Here is an 18988-nt window from a genome sequence, read left to right as displayed (position 1 = left end):
TCTTTCGGTCGGGTGGCGTCAGGCGGCTTCGAGGCTGCGCGGCAGCTTGAACACCATCGTTTCCTCGACGCTTTCGACTTCCTGCTCCACGACCGCGAAGCGCGTGGCGAGGTGGTTGACGACTTCCCGCACCAGGATCTCGGGCGCGGAGGCCCCGGCGGTGATGCCGAGCGTGCGGACGCCGGCGAGCCAGTCGAAGTCGATCTCGGTCGCGCGCTGGATCAGCTTCGCCTTGGTGCCGCCGCGGGCCGCGACCTCGACCAGCCGCAGCGAGTTGGACGAGTTGGGCGCGCCGATCACCAGCATGGCGTCGCACTGCGGCCCGATCGCCTTTACCGCGGCCTGGCGGTTCGACGTGGCGTAGCAGATGTCCTCGCCCTTCGGCCCGAGGATCGAGGGGAAGCGGCGGCGCAGGATTTCGATGACGTCGGCGGTATCATCAACCGACAGCGTCGTCTGCGTCAGGAAGGCGAGATTTTCCGGATCGGCCGGGACGAGCATTTCGGCATCGCCGGCGGTTTCGATCAGTGTCATGCCGCCGGGCGGAACCTGACCGAACGTGCCGATCGCCTCCGGATGGCCGCCGTGACCGATGAACAGGATGTGGCGGCCCATGTCGACGAGCCGTTCGGCCTGGCGGTGGACCTTTGACACCAGCGGGCAGGTGGCGTCGAGATAATAGAGGCCGCGCGCGGTGGCGTCGGCGGGCACCGATTTGGGCACGCCGTGCGCGGAAAACACGACGGGGACGCCGTCCGGCACCTCGTCCAGTTCCTCGACGAACACCGCGCCCTTGGCCTTCAGCGAATCCACGACGAACTTGTTGTGGACGATTTCGTGGCGGACATAGACCGGCGCGCCGTGCTTCTCGATCGCCAGTTCGACGATGCGGATCGCGCGATCGACCCCGGCGCAGAACCCGCGCGGCGCCGCGATCAGCAGCGTCAGCGGGGGGAGTGCCGGGCCGGCGTTGCCGGGGGCATCGGGAGCGGCGGCGGTGAACGGATCGGACATGGCACATGCTTTACGCGATTGCTTGCCTGTCCGGAAGCCGGTTCCTATGATCGCGCTCTACACCCTCCCGTGTTTCGGAGTGACGCCTTGCGCCTGTTGACCCCCGTATTGATCGGCGCCGTCGCGGCCGTATCGCTGTCCGCCTGCTCCTCCGCGGGCGAATTCGACGAAACCGGCGGCGTGCGGATCACGCGATCCGCCTGCCCCGCGGTGGCGGTGCCGGCCTATACGGGCGACATCACGCTGTTCAACCCGCCCGCCAGCCGGGACGCGCGCGCGATCGACGTGACCGCGACGATCACCAACCTGAAGTCGACCTGCAGCGGGCCGACCGACCCGATCACCACGAACGCGACATTCGACGTGCAGGCGCGGCGCGCGACCGTCGGGCCGGCGCGCGACGTGGTGCTGCCCTATTTCGCCACGGTGATGCGCGGCGGCACGGTGGTGGTGTCCAAGCAGGTACAGCAGGTGACTTTGCGCTTTGCCGAGGGGCAGTTGCGGGCGAGCGCAGTCGGTACGGCCGGTGCGAGCGTGAAGGCGGCGGCGGCGACGCTGCCGGCGGATATCCTGGAGAAGGTCACGCGGCGACGGAAGCCGACCGATGCGGATGCGTCGATCGATCCGATGAACGATCCGGCGACGCGGGCGGCGGTGGCACGGGCGAGCTTCGAGTTGCTGGTGGGGTTCCAGATGACCGAGGATCAGCTGCGGTATAACGCTACGCGTTGAGGGGTTGGGGGCGTTGGTTAGCTAAGGACTGAAGCCCCACCCCGTTCATGCCGATCGCACTCGCGGCGCGCTTTCCCCCGAGCGTAGCGGAGGGGTGCTGTTGGCTTCTCGACTTCGCTCGAAGGGTCCCTCGACTTCGCTCGGGACGGGCGGGGTTTGTGTTTTCTGACCCCGAGCGCTTTCGCTTTCCCTTTCCCGTTCGGTTCGAGCCTGTCGAGAACGCTGCGCGGCGTTCTCGACAGGCTCGAACCGAACGGGTTTGGGGTAGGGATTAGGGCAAGCTGCGAGCTGCAGGCGGCAGGCGAAGCTGCAAGCGGGGCTAGAACAGCTCCGACTGGTCCGGGCTTGCCACGACCATAGCCTCAGTCTCCCCCGTGCGGCGGCGTTGTTCGAATTGAGCGGAGTACCGAACGTCTTCGTCGCGGTCGCCGGCGAAGCGGGCGAGGGCTTCGGCGTCGATCAGGGTCCAGGCGGTGCCGCGCAAGGGGCCGGCGGGGACGCGGGGGAGGAGGCCGGGGAGGGCGCTCCATTCGAGCAGGGTTTCGACCGGCGTGGTGCGGAGCATGTCGCGCAGATGGTGCGCCGTGACGTAGGCGTCCGGAAAGGCGCGGTGGACGGGGAGGCCGCGGTCGCGGTCGAGTCCCTCGGGCTTGCGCCAGTAGCGCAGGACCTGGTTGGAGAAGGAGGGGCTGCCGGGCCAGAGCCGCAGCGCGCATTTCCAGGTGCAGATCCAGGCGGCGTTGCCGGACAGCGCGGGCGTGCAGAAACGCTGTTCGAAGCTGGCGCGGTGGGCGGCGAGCGCGACGGCGTTGCTGCGCAACACGGTGGGCGCGATGTCGGGCCAGTAAGGCGCGTCGGCGACGTCCTCGTCGATGATGTGGTGGACGGCCTGCGTCACCGGCGGGATCAGGCGGCCGGGGTTGACGAGGTGCGCGCCGTCCGCGCCGCCGATCTGCCAGATGCCGTCGTCACCCAGCACGACGTCCTGCCAACCGATTTCGCAGACCGCATGGGCGGGCGGGCGCGATCCGGTGGTTTCGAGGTCGACGACGCGGATGAAGGTGCCGGGCGCCGTCACAGCAGCAGCCCCGTCACGCCGACCGGTTCGCGATCGCAGAGCGCGGACAGCGTGACGCCGAGCAGCCGCACCCCCTTCGGCACCGGCAGCAGATCGCGGAGCAGGCCGCGCGCGATATCGTCGAGCACCGGGCGTGTGGCGACCGGGTGAAGGCTGCTGCGGGCGCGGGTGATCTGGTGGAAATCCTGATATTTGACCTTCAACGTCACGGTCCTTCCGGCGGCATCCGATCGCGCAATCCGTTCCCACACCGCGTCGAGCACCGGATCGAGGGCGGCCATCAGCCCGTCATCGTCGCTGATGTCGGCCGAAAAGGTCCGTTCCGCGCCGATCGACTTGCGGATACGGTTGAAACGCACGGGGCGGTCGTCCAGCCCGGCGGCGGCGCGGAGATAATAGTCGGCCGCCTTGCCGAACCGCGTGCGGAGCCAGTCGGCCGGGCGGGTGAGCAGGTCCGCACCGGTCAGGATGCCATGTTCGGTCATCTTGGCGGCGGTGACCGGGCCGATGCCGTGAAACCGGCCGATCGGGAGGGCGGCGGCGAAGCGCGGGCCGGCGGACGGCGGGATGACGCAGATGCCGTCGGGCTTGTTCTGGTCCGACGCGACCTTTGCCAGGAACTTGTTGTACGACACGCCGGCCGATGCGGTCAGCCCGGTTTCGGCGCGGATCGCGGCGCGGATCGCCTCCGCCACATCGCGCGCGGAGGGCACGCCGGTGACGTCGAGATAGGCCTCGTCCAGCGAGAGCGGTTCGATGCGGTCGGTGTGGCGGCGGAAGATCGTATGAATCTGGTCGCTGACCGATTTATAGACGTCGAACCGCGGGCGCACGAACAGCAGGTCGGGGCATTTGCGGCGTGCGGTGACCGACGCCATCGCGGAGCGCACGCCGTAGCGCCGCGCCTCGTAACTGGCCGCCGCGACGACGCCGCGTTCACGTGATCCGCCGACCGCGACGGGCTTGCCGCGGAGTGCCGGATCGTCGCGCTGTTCGACCGAGGCGAAGAAGGCGTCCATATCGACATGGATGATCTTCCGGGTGAGATCCGGGCCTTCGTTGCTGGCGGGTTCGGTCATGCCGTCACCGGGTCGAAGATCGACCAGCCGAGCGCCGCCGACACGCGTTCGAGCGCGAGCGTGCCCAGCTGCGAATTGCCCTGTGCGTTCAGGCCGGGCGACCAGACCGCGATCGATCCGCGGCCGGGCGCGACCGCGAGGATACCGCCGCCCACACCGGACTTGCCGGGCAGGCCGACGCGGAACGCGAAGTCGCCCGACGCGTCATAATGGCCGCAGGTGAGCATGATCGCGTTGATCCGGCGCGCGCGTTGCGGCGTGACGATCCGCCCCGCACCGGGGGAGCGGCCGCCGAGCATCAGGTAGCGCCCGGCGAGTGCCAGTTGGCGGCAGGACATGGCGATCGCGCACTGGTGGAAATAGGTGCCGAGGACCGCGTCGACCGGCTGTTGCAGGTTGCCGAAGCTGCGGATGTAGTTGGCGAGCGCGGCGTTGCGGAAACCCTGTTCCTGCTCCGACCGCGCGACGGTTTCGTCCACGACGATGTCGTCGTCGTCCGCCAGCCCGCGGACGAAGCGCAGGATCTCGCCGATCGCTTCGCGTGGGGAATGGCCGGCGAGGTGGACGTCGGTGCAGACCAGCGCGCCGGCGTTGATGAACGGGTTGCGCGGGATGCCTTCCTCGCGTTCCAGCTGGACGATCGAGTTGAACGCGCTGCCCGACGGTTCGCGGCCGACGCGCGACCAGAGCGCGTCGCCGACCTTGCCGAGCGCGAGCGTCAGCGCGAAGACTTTCGAGATGCTCTGGATCGAAAAGGGTAGGTCCGCATCGCCCGCGACGTGGCAGGCGCCGTCCGCGGTGCAGAGCGCGATGCCGAACCGGGCGGGATCGACCGAGCCGAGGCTGGGGATATAGTCGGCGACACGCCCGCGGTCCGTGACGGTGCGCATGTCCGCGGCGATGCCCGCCAGAAGATCGTCGAACGGCATGACGGGTCCGTGATACGCGCCCCACCGCAGTGGGTCAAATCGGGAACAGAGCCCGGATCGGTCGCCGTTCGTGGCGCGTGATGAAGCGATTCAGGATGTCCATCGCGGTCATCGGGCGGCCGTAGAGATAGCCCTGCCCCTCGTCGCAGCCGAGTGCCGCGAGCGCCCGTTCCTGCGGACCGTCCTCGATCCCCTCCGCGATCACGCGCAGGCCGAGCCGGTGGCCGATCGCGATCACGCCTTCCACGATCGCCGCGTTGTGATCGTCCGTCACGAGATCGGTGACGAACGACTTGTCGATCTTGAGCCTTGAGAGCGGGAAGCGCTTGAGCGTGGTGAGCGAGGCGAAACCGGTGCCGAAATCGTCGAACGCGATCGCGACGCCGGCGGCATGGAGCGCGCGCAACGGTTCGAGATCGCCGTCATGGCGCAGCGCGATCGTCTCGGTGATCTCCAGTTCCAGGTCACTCGGTTCCAGCCCGTGGCGGGCGAGGGCCGCGCGGACGATGGTTTCGATGTTGCCGGCGCGGATCTGCGCGGCGAACAGGTTCACGCTGACCCGTTCTATGCAGAGGCCGCGCGCGCGCCAGTCGGCCAGCTGCGCGCAGGCGCGGTCGATGACCCAGGTCCCGACCTCGAACGCGGCGGCGTGCATTTCGAGCAGCGGGAGGAAGGCACCGGGCAGCAGCAGCCCGCGTTCCGGGTGGCGCCAGCGCAGCAACGCCTCCGTGCCGATCAGGCGGCCGTCGGGCAATGCGACCTGCGGCTGGTACAGCAATTCCCATTCGCCGTTCTTGGCCGCGCGGCCGATTTCGATCTTGAACGCGCGGTTGGCGGCAAGGTCAGCGCCCATGCCGTTGTCGAAGACGCAAAAGGCGCGCCCGCCGTCGCGTTTCGACCGGAACAGCGCCAGGTCGGCGCGGATCATCAGTTCGTCTACGTCGGATGCGTGGATCGGCGCGGCGGCGATGCCGATGCTGACCCCCACCTGCAGTTGATGCTGCGCGATGGTGATCGGATCGCGCAGCACGTGCAGGATCGTGCGCGCGACATCGGCGGCGTGGGACAGCCCGGTTTCGCCGTGCAGCAGGACCGCGAACTCATCGCCACCGATGCGGCCCAGCGCGGCGTCGCCGGCGATGGCGGACGACAGCCGCAGCGACAGCGCCTGAAGGAAGGAATCGCCCACCGCATGGCCGAACGCGTCGTTCACTTCCTTGAAGGTATCGAGATCGAGCGCAAGGACGGTGGCGCGGCCGTTTTCGGCAAGTGCGCGTTCCACGCGGTCCATGAAGCCGCGACGGTTGAGGAGCCCGGTCAGTTCGTCGTGATGGGCGAGATGTTGCAATCGCGCCTCCCGCGCGCGGCGGACCGAGATGTCGAGGATGTGCGCGCCGAAGCCGACCCCGGTGGCGGTCTTCCAGAAGGACAGCGTCATTTCGATCGGGAATTCATGCCCGTCGCGGTGGAGCGCCTGCACCTCCACCGTCTTGCCGGCCAACGTCGGGCTGCCGCCCTGGGCGAGGCGCGACACGCCGTGAAGGTGCGCCTCGCGGAACCGTTCGGGCATGATCATGGTCAGGTTGCCACCGATCGCATCCCGCGCGGGATGACCGAACAGCGCCTCCGCAGCCGGGTTCCAGAAGCTGATATGACCGTCATGATCGGCGGTAATGACCGCCATGGTGGTGGTTTCGACGAAGCGTTGCGCCGCGCTGCCGCTCAACTGGTTGCGGCGGATGTCGAGCGCGCTGGCCGCGATCGTCGCGAGGCGGGCGAGCAGTGCACGATCATTTTCGGAGAAGTCGTTATGCGCCTGCGTATCGAGGATGCAAACCGTGCCGATCCGCACGCCATCCTGCCCGAACAAGGCGGTGCCGGCATAGAAGCGCAGCGCGGAGGGGCCGTGGACGAACGGGTTGGCGCGGTACCGGTCGTCCACGGAGAGGTCCGGCACGACCTGTACCTGATCGCTCCAGAGCGTTTCGTTGCAGAAGGACAGCGCGCGCGGCATCGTTTCGCTGTCGATGCCGAAGCGGCCGATGAACAGTTGATCCTCGCGGCCCGTGATCGAGACGAGGCAGACGGGCACGTCGAACAGCTCCGCACCCAGCGCGGCGAGGTGATCGAACAGCGGCGCGACCGGGGTCCCCTCCAGGCGATAGCTCGCCGCGCAGTCCAGACGGTTCGTCTCGTCCATGGACCGGACGAACAGCGCTGCAGATGTCGTCGGACTATTCATGGCACCGGGATGGGGTTTCAGGTGTTGCCAGAATGTGAACGTTTGGATCGTTTGTCTAAACGTAGATCAGTTAAAGACTAAATATTTCTGATGAGAAGGCCCGGGCAAACCGGCGCGGACCTTCGATATTGTCGGAAAGACTTCTCGGTTAACACGGTTCATTACGGTTTCGTGATACCGCTACCGTAGAGTAACCCGTTGAACAGGAACTTGAAAGTCGCATAGGGCTGGCCACGCTGCGTGACCTCCGGCCCCATCAGCAGGACCTTGCCCTTGCCGACGGAGGCATCGACGACGCCCGCCGTGCCGTTCAGCGCGCGCTGGCCCCAGGCCCAGCCGGAGACGAGCGGATCGTCCTGCGCGAACCAGCTGACGCGGCGCGCGGCAGGGGTGTCGCCAGCCCCGGCGAAGACCGGATTATTGTTGTAGAACAGGTTCATGCGCGCCGGCATGCCGTAGGCGAGCGGTGCGGTCGGATCGACCATCGCGGTCAGGATCGAGCCGGGCACGTAGAATTGCGTCGTCGACAGCTTCTTGCCGCCGGGTGCCAGCGCGTTGGTGACCGGTACGCCGAGCGCGGGTCCGAGTCGCGACGCATCGCCGATGGTGATGACGGTGCCGCCCGCCCGGGCGAAGGCCGCGACCTGGGGCAGCGTCTTCTCTTCCGTGATGCGGCCGAGCCAGGGGCGATATTGCGCGGGCAGGGTGGCGGCGGCGGGTTGCGGGCGGTCGGGACGACCCTCGCGCCCCAGCACGTCGCTCTGGAACACCAGCGCGTCGTAGCGGCGGTTGAGGCCGCCCTTGTCGAGTTCCTGCGGAAACACCTTGGTGTAGGGAAACTCATATTGTTCGAGGATCCAGCGCGTCCAGCCGGACGCCATCGACCCGCCGTAGAGGTCGACGAGGCCGATCCGGACGGGCTTCACGGCGATCGCGTCGCCGGTCGGCCGGGCGGTCATGCCGTAGGCGTCGAGACCGAGTTCGGTGACCGCGGCGGTGACGATCGCGCGCGCCTTGGCCGAGGCGGGAATCCACAGCGCGCCGGGGGCGAGCGTCTTGCCCGCGACGGTGGTCGGGGCGGTCATCCACTCGACCGGTAGGCGGGCCTTCAGCAGGCGGTTGGTGAGCGTGAAGCTGTTGTTGATCGCATGATCGACGACCCAGCCGGCCGAGTCCGCGCCGATCACCGCGCCGGGCGGCGGGCCGGCGAGGACGTCGGGCACGATCGGGAAGGCGGGCGGCGGGGTGTCGAGCACGCGATCGAACGCGACGTTCATCTGGAGCGCAAGCGTATAGCCGGTGATGTCGTAGGGCCGGATCGGCGGGCCGCCGGGATAGGCGAAGTCCTGCGGATGATCCTGCGGTTCGAACATGTCGAGCACATGCGGGCGGTAGGCCTGATCGGTGCGGACGACGAAGCTGCCCGCCTTGTAGGTCTTGCCGCCGAAGTCGAAGTCGGCCGGTGCGCGCTGGACCTCGACGCCGGTTTTCATGAGCGAGTTAAGGAACTTGACGGTGGTCGGCATGTCCGCCTGGCCGTCCGCGGGGATGATGTAGGCGCGCGGCGCGCGCATCGCCGGATCGTGCAGGACCGAGGCGTAGAGCGCGGTCGGTACGACGTCGCGGCTGTTGTAGCCGACGAGATCGTCGAGTGCGCCGGGCGGCCTGGCCTTGGCCAGCTTTGCGCCTTCCGCCTTCAGCGCGTCGATCCGCTTGGGCGTGACGATCCATTCGTCGCGGCTTCCCTTGGCGATCTGGTTCCGCCCCATGACGTAGCGGTTGTAGAGCACGGTTTCCCGGTAGCGCGAGGCATAGTCCAGGATCGCGCGGTTCATTTCCTTCACATAATCGATCGACTGCTGGAAATGCCAAGGCTGTGGCGCGATCGGCAGGACCTCGTCCTGGCGCGCCAATTGGTTCGCCGGGACGAGCGGGATCTCCATCGGGGTCGGGTTGCCGATGATCTCCGTCAGGATACCGATGACGTTGTGGAAATAGCCGACCGTGCGGACGCCGCCGTTGAACCAGGTGGAATAGGGCGCGCCGGAGCGCATGACCGAGCCGCCCTTGCCCTGCGCCACCAGCCGGGCATGCATCATTTCGCCGACGACGTCGGTCTGGTTGATGACGAGCGGTTCGTTGTTGAAATTATAGGGATCGCGGAATGGCGGGATGAAGACGACGGTGCCGATCGGTCCCGTCTGATGCTGGTTGTACAGGATCTGCGGGAACCAGTCGCGGTATCCGGCGCGGTTCATGTTGGTCGTTTCGGGCTGGTTCGACGCGAAGCTGTCGCGGTTGTTATCGTGGCCGATATATTTCTGGTACAGGACGGGGATCGATTCCGTCGTGACCTTCTTCGGATCGCGCATGTACCAGTCGGCGACGAGTTCGAGCCCATCCGGATTGGCGAACACGAACAGCATGATGTCGTCGCCCAGCAGGCGGAGCGTTTCGGGATCGTTGCGGGTGAGCATTTCGTGGATGATCTGGACGTGCGTCTGCGCGTTGACGACCTCCGTCGCGTGCAGGCCGGCATCCATCCAGACGACGGCCTTGCCCTCCGCCGCCAGCGCCTTGGCCTGGTCGTCGGTCATGTCCTTGGCGAGTGCGAGGCGCTTGGCGATGTCGCGGTAATGATCGAGCCGGGCGATGTTATCGGGCGAAGAGACGACGGCCATATACTGGTCGCGGCCCTCCGCGGTCTTGCCAATGCTGACCAGTTTCATCCGATCGGTCTGGCCCGCCACCAGGTTCAGCCATTTCGAGATCGCGGTATAGTCGGCCAGGAAATAGTCCGCGCCGGGTCGGCCGCCGACGACGGTTTCGGGTGCGGCGATGGTGCGCGCGGTGGCGGGCGCGTCGACCGCGTGCGCGGGGGCGGCCAGGGCAGCGAGCATGGTGGTGGCGAGCAGCAGATGACGCATGTCCGGTGTCCTGTCCTGTCGGTGATCGGCGGCCGCGGGGTACGGCCGCCGCAGTCGCATCAGCGCGCGCCGGCGAGCATCAGCACGGTCGCCAGCCCCAGCGCCATGCTGTCCACATTCTTAGGCTTGTCGAGCGTCAGCCCTTCGTCGAGCGAGTGGGAGCGGAAGCTTTCGAAGCCGGAGCCGAGCGTGAGCGCCTGGATGCCGAGGCTCATCGGAATGTTGGAGTCGGTCGATCCTGCGCCGTAGCGCGGGGTGAGGCCGCCGGCCTGCGCGACCGCGGTCGCGATGCGGTGGATGTCGGTGGTCTTGGGCGTCGACCCCACCGGACGATCGCCGACCAGCTTCGCGTCGAAGCTGATCTTGCCGGCGGTCGTGTCGCGCGCCGCATTCTCGGCCGCCACCGCGCGCGGCAGGATGGCGAGGAAGGTCTGCTCCTCCGCGGCCAGTTCCGCCTTGCCGTTCGACCGCATGTCGATGGTCATCGCGGTTTCGAACGGGATCGAATTGACCGAGGTGCCGCCCTCGACGATGCCCACATTGTAGACGGTGCGCGGCTCCTTCGGCACCTGCATCTTGCCGAATTCGATCATCGCGGCGGCCATCGCATAGGCCGGGTTGACGGTGCCGAACGCGCCCATCGAATGGCCGCCGGGCCCCTTGAACGTCACCTTGTAGCGCCGCGATCCGGTGCCGGCGTCGGTGATCCGCCCGGCGAGACCGGGTTCGAACGAGATGAACGCCTTCACACGGTCCTTCATCGGCCCCTTGGTGAAAAGGTACCGCATGCCGCGCAGGTCGCCCGGGCCTTCCTCGCCCACATTGCCCATGAAGACGATGTCGGACGTGGTGGTGAACTTGGCCGCGTCCATCGCGCGGACGAAGGTGAGCAGCACGGGCAGGCTCATCGTGTCGTCGCCGACGCCGGGGGCATAGAGCTTGTTGCCCTCGCGCCGGACCTTGGTGACGGTGCCTTCCGGGAACACCGTGTCCATATGCGCGGAGATGACGATCAGCGGGCCGCCGCCGGTGCCCTTGCGGATGCCGTAGGTGTTGCCCTCCGCATCGGTGGTGACGTCGGTCAGGCCGACCGCCTTCAGCATGTCGGAATAGGCGGCGGCGCGGGCCGCTTCCTTGAAGGGCGGGGCGGGGATTTCGGTGAGCTTGACGATGTCGGCGACGACGGTGTCGTAGTCGGCGTCGATCTTCGCCTTGGCCGCCTTGAACTTCGGGCTGGCGAGCAACGCTTTGGCGCTGGCGTCATAGTCGGCGGCGTTGGCAGCCGCGGCGGGGAGCGCGAGTGCGGCGGCGAGGGCGAGGAGGGGGTGGTTCACGGCGAGTGTCCTTCTGGAAAGGCGGGGCATCAGCGGAAGCTCTTGCGCATGTTGAGGCCGACGGTGCGCGGGCGGGCGCTGACATAGGTATCCGACACGCCGGTCGCCGAACTGACCCGGTTGATGCCGAGTTCGTCGAAGACATTGTTGACGAACAGGAAGACACCGAAGTCGCCGGTTTCCATACCGATCCTGGCGTTCACGATGCTGAACTTGCCGACCTCGCGGTAGAAGGCGTTGGTCGGGCGCAGTTCGGTGTTCATCTTGCCGGTGTAGGTATAGTCGGCACGCGCGTAACCTTCGAAATTGCCGAACAGCGGCCAGCGATATTCGGCACCCGCCGACGCGGTCATGCGCGGCACGTAGGTCAGCTTGTCGCCTTCGAGCCCGGCGGCGACGACGAAGCCGGTGTCATCGACCTGATCCGCATCGAGCCGGGCATTATTGTAATTGAACGAGCCGTTGAACGAGAGCCCGGCGAACGGATTGGCGGTCGCTTCCACTTCCAGCCCCTCCACCGTCACGCCGGCGAGGTTGTAGATGAAGGAGAAGTTGCCGCCGCCGGTCTGGAGCGTAGAGACAGAGGTCTGCACGTCCTTCCAATCGGTGCGGTAGGCGGTGACGTTGAGCGTCGCGCGCCGATCGAACAGCGACGTCTTGACGCCGACTTCGTAGTTCCAGAGCGAGTCCGGCGCGTAGACCAGATATTGCGACGGCAGGTTGGGGATGTTGTTCGCGCCGCCGGGGCGGAAGCCCTGCGCGGCGTTGGCATAGAGCAGGACGTTGCGCGACAGCCTGAAGTCGAGATTGAACTTCTTCACCCAGCCTTTGGCGTTGGCGGTCGTTTCCTCATAGGCGCGCGGTTCCTGCCCGTTGAAGAAGTTGTAGCCGAGATATTCGCCGCCGACCGTCTTCTTGAAGTCGTAATGGCGCAGGCCGATCGTCGCGGTCAGCGGTTCGAGGATGCGGTAGCTGCCCTCGCCGAAGAACGCGGTTTGCTTCACCGCGCTGGTGACGTAGCGGCCGCCGAGATTTTCGGTCGGCTGGCGCTGTTCCCCGGTTGCGGCGTCGCCCGGGAACACGATGGTGTCGACGCGGTCGTTGCGGTCCTCTAGGAACATGCCGACGGTGTAGGAGAACGGGCCGGTGCCGTTCGACGAGACGCGCAGTTCGTTGGTGAAGTTCTTGACGAACCGCGGCTGGAACGCGCCGATCGGCTGCTTGGACTGGGCATAGGCCTGGTAGGCTGTGCGTTGCGCGGCGTTGCAGGTCGTCGTGTTCACGCCGGTCTGGATCCGCGTGTAGAGCGGGCACCACGTGTTGCGCGAGATGACGTTCGCATAGGATCGGACGTTGTCGTTCGTCGATTCGACCTTCCATTTATACCAGGACGTGATGGCGGTGACGGTGGCGAAGCCCAGGTCGAACCGGCCGGTGCCGTTGTAGAGCTGTAGCTTGTCGTACCACGGCTGAAACACCTGCGCGTCGTTCTGGTAGGGCCCGAGCGTGGAGGTCCATTGCGACGTGCCGCCGATCCGCTGCGTCTGGACGAGCGCGGTGCCGACGATCGAGATGTCCTCGTTCGGCGTCAGGCCGAGCATGAAGCGGCCGCCTTCGAAATTAGCGCGGTTCACGTCGCGGCGCGGCAGGGTGGTATAGTCGACGAAGCCGCCGCTGCGTTCGCGGTAGAGGACGGCGCGCGCGGCGAGCTTGTCCGCGATCAGCGGCACGTTGACCGCGCCCTTGGCGAAGAAGCCGAGCGATCCGTTACGGGTGTCCGAGATCTGGAGTTCGGTGGCCCCTTCGTAGCGCGTTGCGTCGGGTTGCTTGAACAGGACGCGCAGCGTGCCGCCCATCGAACCGGAGCCGTAGAGCGTTCCCTGCGGCCCGCGCAGCACCTCGACCCGTTCGACATCGAACAGGTTCAGGTTTGGGGTGTTGCCGCCGGGATCGGAGCTGACGCCCGACGGGCCGGTGAGCGGGGTTTCGCCGTAGTAGAGCCCGACAGTGGATTCCCCGGCCGCCTGGACGCCGCGGATCGACACGCGCGTGCGGCCGGAGTCGCTTTCGGTCAGCTGGAGGCCGGGGACCTGGCGGATGATGTCGGCGATCGTCGTGGCGCCGAGGTTGGCGAGCCCCTTGTCGCCGAGCGCGGTGATCGCGATCGGGATCGTCTGCACCGTCGCGGCGCGCTTCAGCGCGGTGACGACGATCTCGCCCGACTCGCCCCGCGATGCGCCGATGGTGTTCGGGTCGCTATCCGCGGTGGTGGCATCGGCGGGCGGTGCGGTCTCGGCGGCCTGCTGGGCCAGCGCCGGCGTGGCGACCGACATCGCGGCGCCGAGCAGCAGCTGCGTACGGAGTAGAGCAATCATGACGGCGGCCCCCCTGGGCTTACGTCCATTCCGGCGAGATGCCGCGCTTGGCACGCGTGCATCGATTATGTCCCCCGACACGGAATAGAGATTTGTTTATGTCCCCGCCTCTCCCGTGATCGCCACTATATGTCGCCTGTTCGAACGCGCGCGGTATAATTTATGACATGTCCCGATCATTTCGGATGCAGGTCATAGCTTTTGGGCATGGCGCCCGCGCGGGTGCGCCGTCAGGCCGGGGTGGCGCCCGGACTGCCCGCGGCGGGGACGAGGATCTGGCGGACGAGATCGAGGAAGCTGCGCGTCAGGCGCGACAGCGGAAGTTCGGCCATGTGCAGCGCATTCAGGTCGAACGTGACGACCGGATCGAGCGGCAGGAAGCAGAGGTCGGGCGTGGCGAGGCCGCGCGCGGTAAATTCGTCGATGATCGCGACGCCCGCCCCCTCCCGCGCCAGCGCACCGGCGACATAGACCGTTCGGACCGTAATGACGCGGCGACGCGACGGCCGGTCCGCCAGCAACGGTGCGGCGAGGCCGGCGATCGCGACGCTGGGCGCCAGGCTGATGACGTCATGGTCGCGCAGCATGTCGCGGTCGATCCGGTCGTGCGCGCCGGGGATCAGGTCGCGCCGGAACAGCGCGCCGAGCCGCCCGGTGCCGAGCGGGACGGGGGTGATGCCGGGATCGCGCAGCAGGTGATGGCCGATCACAAAATCGCAGTCGCGCGCGGTGAGCGCCGTGCGGAACGTGTCGTGATGAATCGTGCTGATGTCGAAGCCGACGCGCGGGGCCACCGCACCGAACCGCGCGATCGCCTCCGGCACCACGGACAGCGCGAGCGAGGGCAGCACGCCGATCCGGATGATCCCTTCGGTACTGGATTTCAGGTTGCGTGCGGTCTGCTGGAACAGGCCGATGCGGGTGTTGAGTTCGTCTGCCTTGCCGAACAGGATATGCGCTTCCTCGGTCGCGACCAGCCGCCCGCGGACGAGCTGGAACAGGCTGAAGCCGAGGCGGTCTTCTGTGTGCTTCAGGATCTTGCTGACCGAGGGTTGCGAGACGTTCAGGATCCGGGCGGCGGCGCTGACCGACTTGCTGGAATAAACGGCGTGGAAAACCTCGATCTGACGTGAATTCATGGTCGCGCCCGCTGATGGAGTCCGACGGCAATGTCGGGTCCAAGGTCCGGGGATCGACCTGCGCTGTCAAGACATGTTGCGGGCCGGCAACAGCGACCGTGGCCGGCCCGCAACGGCAGTGAGGCGTGCGGGCCTAGAGCAGCTTGTCCAGTGTGATCGGCAGGTCGCGGACGCGGCGGCCGGTGGCGTTGTGGACCGCGTTGGCGACCGCGGCGGCGACGCCGGTGATGCCGATTTCGCCGATGCCGTGCGCACCCATCGGGGTGTGCGGATCGGCGATGTCGGTCCAGATCACGTCGATGTCGGGCACATCGGCATGCACGGGCATGTGATATTCGGCCAGGCTGGGGTTCATGATCCGGCCGTTGCGCTCGTCGAACTGCGTTTCCTCCATCAGCGCCATGCCGAGGCCCATGATGATGCCACCGCGAAACTGGCTGCGTGCGGTCTTGTGGTTGAGGATGCGGCCGGTGTCGAACGAGCCTAGGAACCGCGCGATGCGGGTTTCACCGGTGACCGCGTTGACGCGCGCTTCGCAGAACATCGCGCCGTAGGAGTGCATCGACCAGTGCATCTGTTCGAGCGGGGGCGATGCCTGTTCCGCGACGACGACGGTGTCACGCTGCGCCCGGCCGAGGATCGAGGCGTAGCTTTCGCGGCGGGTGGCGTCGTCGATCCGGGTGAGGCCGCCATCCTCGCTGCCGACCTCGTCCGGTGACAGACCGGCGAGCGGAGAGTCGTTGCCGGCGAGCTTGAGCAGTTCGGCGACGAGTGCGCGGTGCGCGGCGATGACCGCCGCGCCGATCGCCGCGGTCTGTTGCGATCCGCCGGCCATGATCGCGCCGGGGATGATCGAGTCGCCGTAACGCACCATGATCCGATCGATCGGCAGGCCGAGCCGTTCGGCGGCGATCATCGCCGTCGTGGTGGTGGTGCCCATGCCCATCTCGTGCGCGGCGACCTCGATCAGCGCCTCCCCGTCGCGGGTCAGCGTGATGCGCGCGGCGGCGCCGGGCATGCGGTAATAGGGGTAGGTCGCGGCGGCACAGCCCATGCCGACCAGCCATTCGCCTTCGCGCCGCGACCCCGGCACCGCAGGCCGCGCGTCCCAGCCGAACCGTTCCGCCCCCGCGCGCCATGCGGCGACGAGGTGGCGGGAGGAAAAGGGCAGGCCGGACAGCGGATCCTTGGTCGGCTCGTTGCGGATGCGCAGCGCGATCGGGTCCATGCCGAGTTCGTCGGCGAGTTCGTCGATCGCCGATTCCAGCGCGAAGGTGCCGACGGATTCACCGGGCGCGCGCATGAAGGTGTTGGCCATCATGTTCATCGTGACGGTGTCGACCGACAGCTTGAAACTGTCCGCGGCATAGCCGGAGCGCGTGCCGAGGATGAACGGTTCGGGCATGTTGTTGTGCGGCGTCATCGCCACCGTGCCGTCGTGGATCAGCGCGGTGAAGCGACCGTCCGGCTCCGCGCCGAGTGCGACGCGCTGCTCGGTCAGCGTGCGACCGCCGACGATGCGGTAGACGCCCTCGCGCGACAGGGCGATGCGGACCGGGCGGCCGACGAGCCGCGCCGCGGCGGCACCCAGGATCTGGTGATCCCACAGCGCCTTCGACCCGAACCCGCCGCCGACATAGGGCGAGATCACGCGGACCTGATCCGCCTGGAGCCCGAAGATGTCGGCGACGGTCGCGGCGTGGCTGCTCACCATCTGCGTCGCGTCGTGGAGGAGCAAGGTGTCGCCGTCCCAGGCGATGGTGGCGGCGTGCGGTTCGATCGCGTTGTGGTTGTGGCGGGGGGTGCGGTAGGTCTGGTCGACCTTGTGCGGTGCCTTCGCGAGCGTCGCCTCCGCATCGCCGACGATGTTCTGGAGCGGCTGGCCCATGAACAGGCCGGGCTTGGTGCCTTGCGCCTTGGCATGAGCAAAGGCGGTGACCGACGGGTCGGCGGCGTAACCGACCGCGATCAGCGACGCGGCATGATCGGCCTGCTCCTGCGTTTCGGCGAGGACGAGCGCGACCGGCTGGCCGTTCCAGTGGACTTGGTCGTCCTGCATCACCGGCAGGTTGCTCGCTCCGCAGGCGGTGGCCGACGTGCCGAACATCGCGGGCGCATTCATCTGCAGCGCGTTGCGGTGGGTCATGACGAGCACGACGCCGGGGGCCGCCTCCGCCGCGGTCGTGTCGAGCGTGGCGATCCGGCCGCGCGCGATCGTCGAGAAGACGAGCGCGGCGTAGGTCAGGTTGTCGAGCGGGACCTCCGCGGCGAACCGGGCCGCGCCGCGCACCTTGAGCGGGCCGTCGAGCCGCGAGACCTCCGTGCCGATCAGACCGTGCTGGTGGCGGATCAGCGGATCGGGCGTGCCGCCGGGAATCCAGCTGTCGGGGGCGAGCGGCACGAGCTTGGACATGACGCCCTGCACGACGCCTTGCGCTGCGGACTTTGCGGTGTCGACGATGCTCATGCTGCTTCTCCGTCGGGGCCGGCGAGTTCGGTCAGCACGGCGACGATCGTGCGCCGGGCGAGTTCGATCTTGAAGCCGTTGTCGCTGAGCGGGCGGGCGTCGGCCAACTCCGCATCGGCCGCGTCGCGGTAGGACTGCGCGGTGGCGGGCGCGCCGCGCAGTGCCGCCTCCGCCTTCCAGGCGCGCCACGGGCGGTGTGCGACGCCGCCAAGTGCGATCCGCACGTCGCGGACCTGGCCGTCCTGCACGTCGAGCGCGGCGGCGACGGACACCAGCGCGAAGGCGTAGCTCGCCCGGTCGCGGACCTTGCGGTAGGTCGAGTGCGCGCCGAACGGGAGTGCCGGCAGTTCGACCGCGACGATCAGATCGCCCGGTTCCAGGACGGTGTCATATTCAGGGGTCTCGCCCGGCGCGCGGTGCAGATCCGTGAACGCGATCGTGCGGGCGCCGCCCGAACTGCGAATATGGACCGTGGCGTCGAGCGCGGCGAGTGCGACGCACATGTCCGACGGGTGGGTCGCGACGCATTCCGGCGAGGCGTCGAGGATCGCGTGGATGCGGTTGAACCCGCCGATCGCGTCGCAGCCGGCGCCGGGGTCGCGCTTGTTGCAGCGCGATCCGGCGGTGTCGTAGAAATAGGTGCAGCGCGTGCGTTGCAGGATGTTGCCGCCGACCGTCGCCATGTTGCGGATCTGCGCCGATGCGCCGCCCAGGATCGCGCGGGACAGCAACGGGTAGCGCGTCCGCACCGACAGATGACCGGCCAGCGCGGTGTTGCGGACCGCGGCGCCGATCAGCAGGCCGCCCGTGTCGGTTTCGGTGATCTCGTCGGACAGGCCGCTGACGTCGACCAGGCTGTCCGGGCGCGCGACCGTCTCACGCATCAGATCGACCAGGTTGGTGCCGCCGCCGAGAAAGGCCGCGGTGCCGCCGGCGGTGACGAGGGCGACGGCGTCGGCCGCATCGTCGGCACGGGCATAGCGAAACGGGTTCATGCCGCGACCTCCGTGTTATATTCGCTGATCGCGTCGATGATGCCGTTATGCGCACCGCAGCGGCAGAGATTGCCGCTCATCCGCTCCTGCAACTCCGCCCGGGTCAGCACGACGTCGGCGCTCAGATCCTCGCTGACGTGACTGGGGATGCCGCGCTTCGCCTCGGCCGCCATGCCGATCGCGGAGCAGATCTGGCCGGGGGTGCAGTAGCCGCACTGGAACCCGTCATGGACGACGAACGCCTGCTGCAACGGATGGAGCGCGCCGTCCTCGGCCAGCCCCTCGATCGTGGTGACGTGCCGCCCGTCATACTGCACTGCGAGCGCGAGGCAGGACAGGATGCGATCGCCGTCGACCAGCACGGTGCAGGCCCCGCACGCGCCCTGGTTGCAGCCCTTCTTGGTGCCGGGCAGCGCAAGCGTGTCGCGCAACAGATCGAGCAGCGACGTCCGCGGATCGGCCGGCAAGGCGGCCGGCGAGCCATTGATGATGATCGACATCGCAATCTCCTGCGCGGGCCCGCCATACATGCGGCGGGATCGGTCCGTTTCGATCGGTCATACCATGCCGCGCACGACGCGTCAGGCGGTGACCGCGATTTGATTTCAGACTTTAGCGCAGGTGCGATTGCACCGTGATGACGGCGCGGAGAGGTTCGATGCGCCAGGCGTTCTCTG

General features: G+C 67.7%; 13 protein-coding genes. 1 reads left to right on the top strand and 12 read right to left on the bottom strand.

What is annotated here, in order from left to right:
• Window positions 1–18 precede the first annotated feature (18 nt).
• A complete protein-coding gene (gene ispH, locus ACFSGX_RS11020) occupies window positions 19–1014 on the bottom strand; it encodes a 4-hydroxy-3-methylbut-2-enyl diphosphate reductase (protein WP_380929834.1) in 996 nt (331 codons plus the stop codon).
• Window positions 1015–1101: 87 nt separating this feature from the next.
• On the opposite strand from ispH, the gene ACFSGX_RS11015 reads away from it, so the two are divergent.
• Entirely contained in the window at window positions 1102–1746 is a 645-nt protein-coding gene (locus ACFSGX_RS11015; RefSeq protein WP_380929832.1) for a hypothetical protein, read from the top strand.
• 319 nt (window positions 1747–2065) lie between these two features.
• Here the strand turns inward: ACFSGX_RS11015 and ACFSGX_RS11010 are convergent, their stop codons facing one another.
• The 11 genes from ACFSGX_RS11010 to ACFSGX_RS10960 all read right to left on the bottom strand — a co-directional run bounded on the left by ACFSGX_RS11010 (window position 2066) and on the right by ACFSGX_RS10960 (window position 18811).
• Window positions 2066–2824 (bottom strand): 3'-5' exonuclease, encoded by a 759-nt coding sequence (locus tag ACFSGX_RS11010; RefSeq protein WP_380929830.1) that lies wholly within the window; start codon window positions 2822–2824, stop codon window positions 2066–2068.
• Window positions 2821–3903 carry a DNA polymerase IV gene (gene dinB / locus ACFSGX_RS11005; RefSeq protein WP_380929828.1) on the bottom strand — a complete coding sequence of 361 codons (1083 nt, stop codon included), beginning with the start codon at window positions 3901–3903 and terminating at the stop codon, window positions 2821–2823. Before dinB ends, ACFSGX_RS11010 begins: the two co-directional genes overlap by 4 nt.
• The gene (locus ACFSGX_RS11000; RefSeq protein ID WP_380929826.1) at window positions 3900–4832 is read right to left on the bottom strand and encodes a glutaminase; all 933 of its coding nucleotides are present in this window, start codon (window positions 4830–4832) and stop codon (window positions 3900–3902) included. The genes dinB and ACFSGX_RS11000 overlap by 4 nt, the downstream gene beginning before the upstream one ends.
• A gap of 34 nt (window positions 4833–4866) precedes the next feature.
• On the bottom strand, window positions 4867–7074 hold the full coding sequence (locus tag ACFSGX_RS10995) for a sensor domain-containing phosphodiesterase (protein WP_380929824.1): 2208 nt from the start codon (window positions 7072–7074) through the stop codon (window positions 4867–4869).
• A 161-nt stretch (window positions 7075–7235) separates the two neighbouring features.
• Window positions 7236–10001: a M14 family metallopeptidase gene (locus ACFSGX_RS10990; RefSeq protein ID WP_380929822.1), complete on the bottom strand. Its 2766-nt coding sequence runs from the start codon at window positions 9999–10001 to the stop codon at window positions 7236–7238.
• A gap of 59 nt (window positions 10002–10060) precedes the next feature.
• Window positions 10061–11335: a M20/M25/M40 family metallo-hydrolase gene (locus ACFSGX_RS10985; protein WP_380929820.1), complete on the bottom strand. Its 1275-nt coding sequence runs from the start codon at window positions 11333–11335 to the stop codon at window positions 10061–10063.
• A gap of 29 nt (window positions 11336–11364) precedes the next feature.
• Window positions 11365–13710 (bottom strand): TonB-dependent receptor, encoded by a 2346-nt coding sequence (locus ACFSGX_RS10980; RefSeq protein WP_380929818.1) that lies wholly within the window; start codon window positions 13708–13710, stop codon window positions 11365–11367.
• Window positions 13711–13940: 230 nt separating this feature from the next.
• Window positions 13941–14849 (bottom strand): LysR family transcriptional regulator, encoded by a 909-nt coding sequence (locus ACFSGX_RS10975; protein WP_380929816.1) that lies wholly within the window; start codon window positions 14847–14849, stop codon window positions 13941–13943.
• 133 nt (window positions 14850–14982) lie between these two features.
• Entirely contained in the window at window positions 14983–17316 is a 2334-nt protein-coding gene (locus ACFSGX_RS10970) for a xanthine dehydrogenase family protein molybdopterin-binding subunit (RefSeq protein WP_380929814.1), read from the bottom strand.
• Window positions 17313–18311 carry an FAD binding domain-containing protein gene (locus ACFSGX_RS10965; RefSeq protein ID WP_380929813.1) on the bottom strand — a complete coding sequence of 333 codons (999 nt, stop codon included), beginning with the start codon at window positions 18309–18311 and terminating at the stop codon, window positions 17313–17315. Before ACFSGX_RS10965 ends, ACFSGX_RS10970 begins: the two co-directional genes overlap by 4 nt.
• Window positions 18308–18811: a 2Fe-2S iron-sulfur cluster-binding protein gene (locus ACFSGX_RS10960; protein WP_380929811.1), complete on the bottom strand. Its 504-nt coding sequence runs from the start codon at window positions 18809–18811 to the stop codon at window positions 18308–18310. Before ACFSGX_RS10960 ends, ACFSGX_RS10965 begins: the two co-directional genes overlap by 4 nt.
• Window positions 18812–18988 lie beyond the last annotated feature (177 nt).

The sequence above is a fragment of the Sphingomonas arantia genome, assembly GCF_042682045.1.
In the GTDB taxonomy this organism is placed as follows: domain Bacteria; phylum Pseudomonadota; class Alphaproteobacteria; order Sphingomonadales; family Sphingomonadaceae; genus Sphingomonas_R; species Sphingomonas_R arantia.
This window is presented reverse-complemented; position numbering and strand designations above follow the sequence as displayed.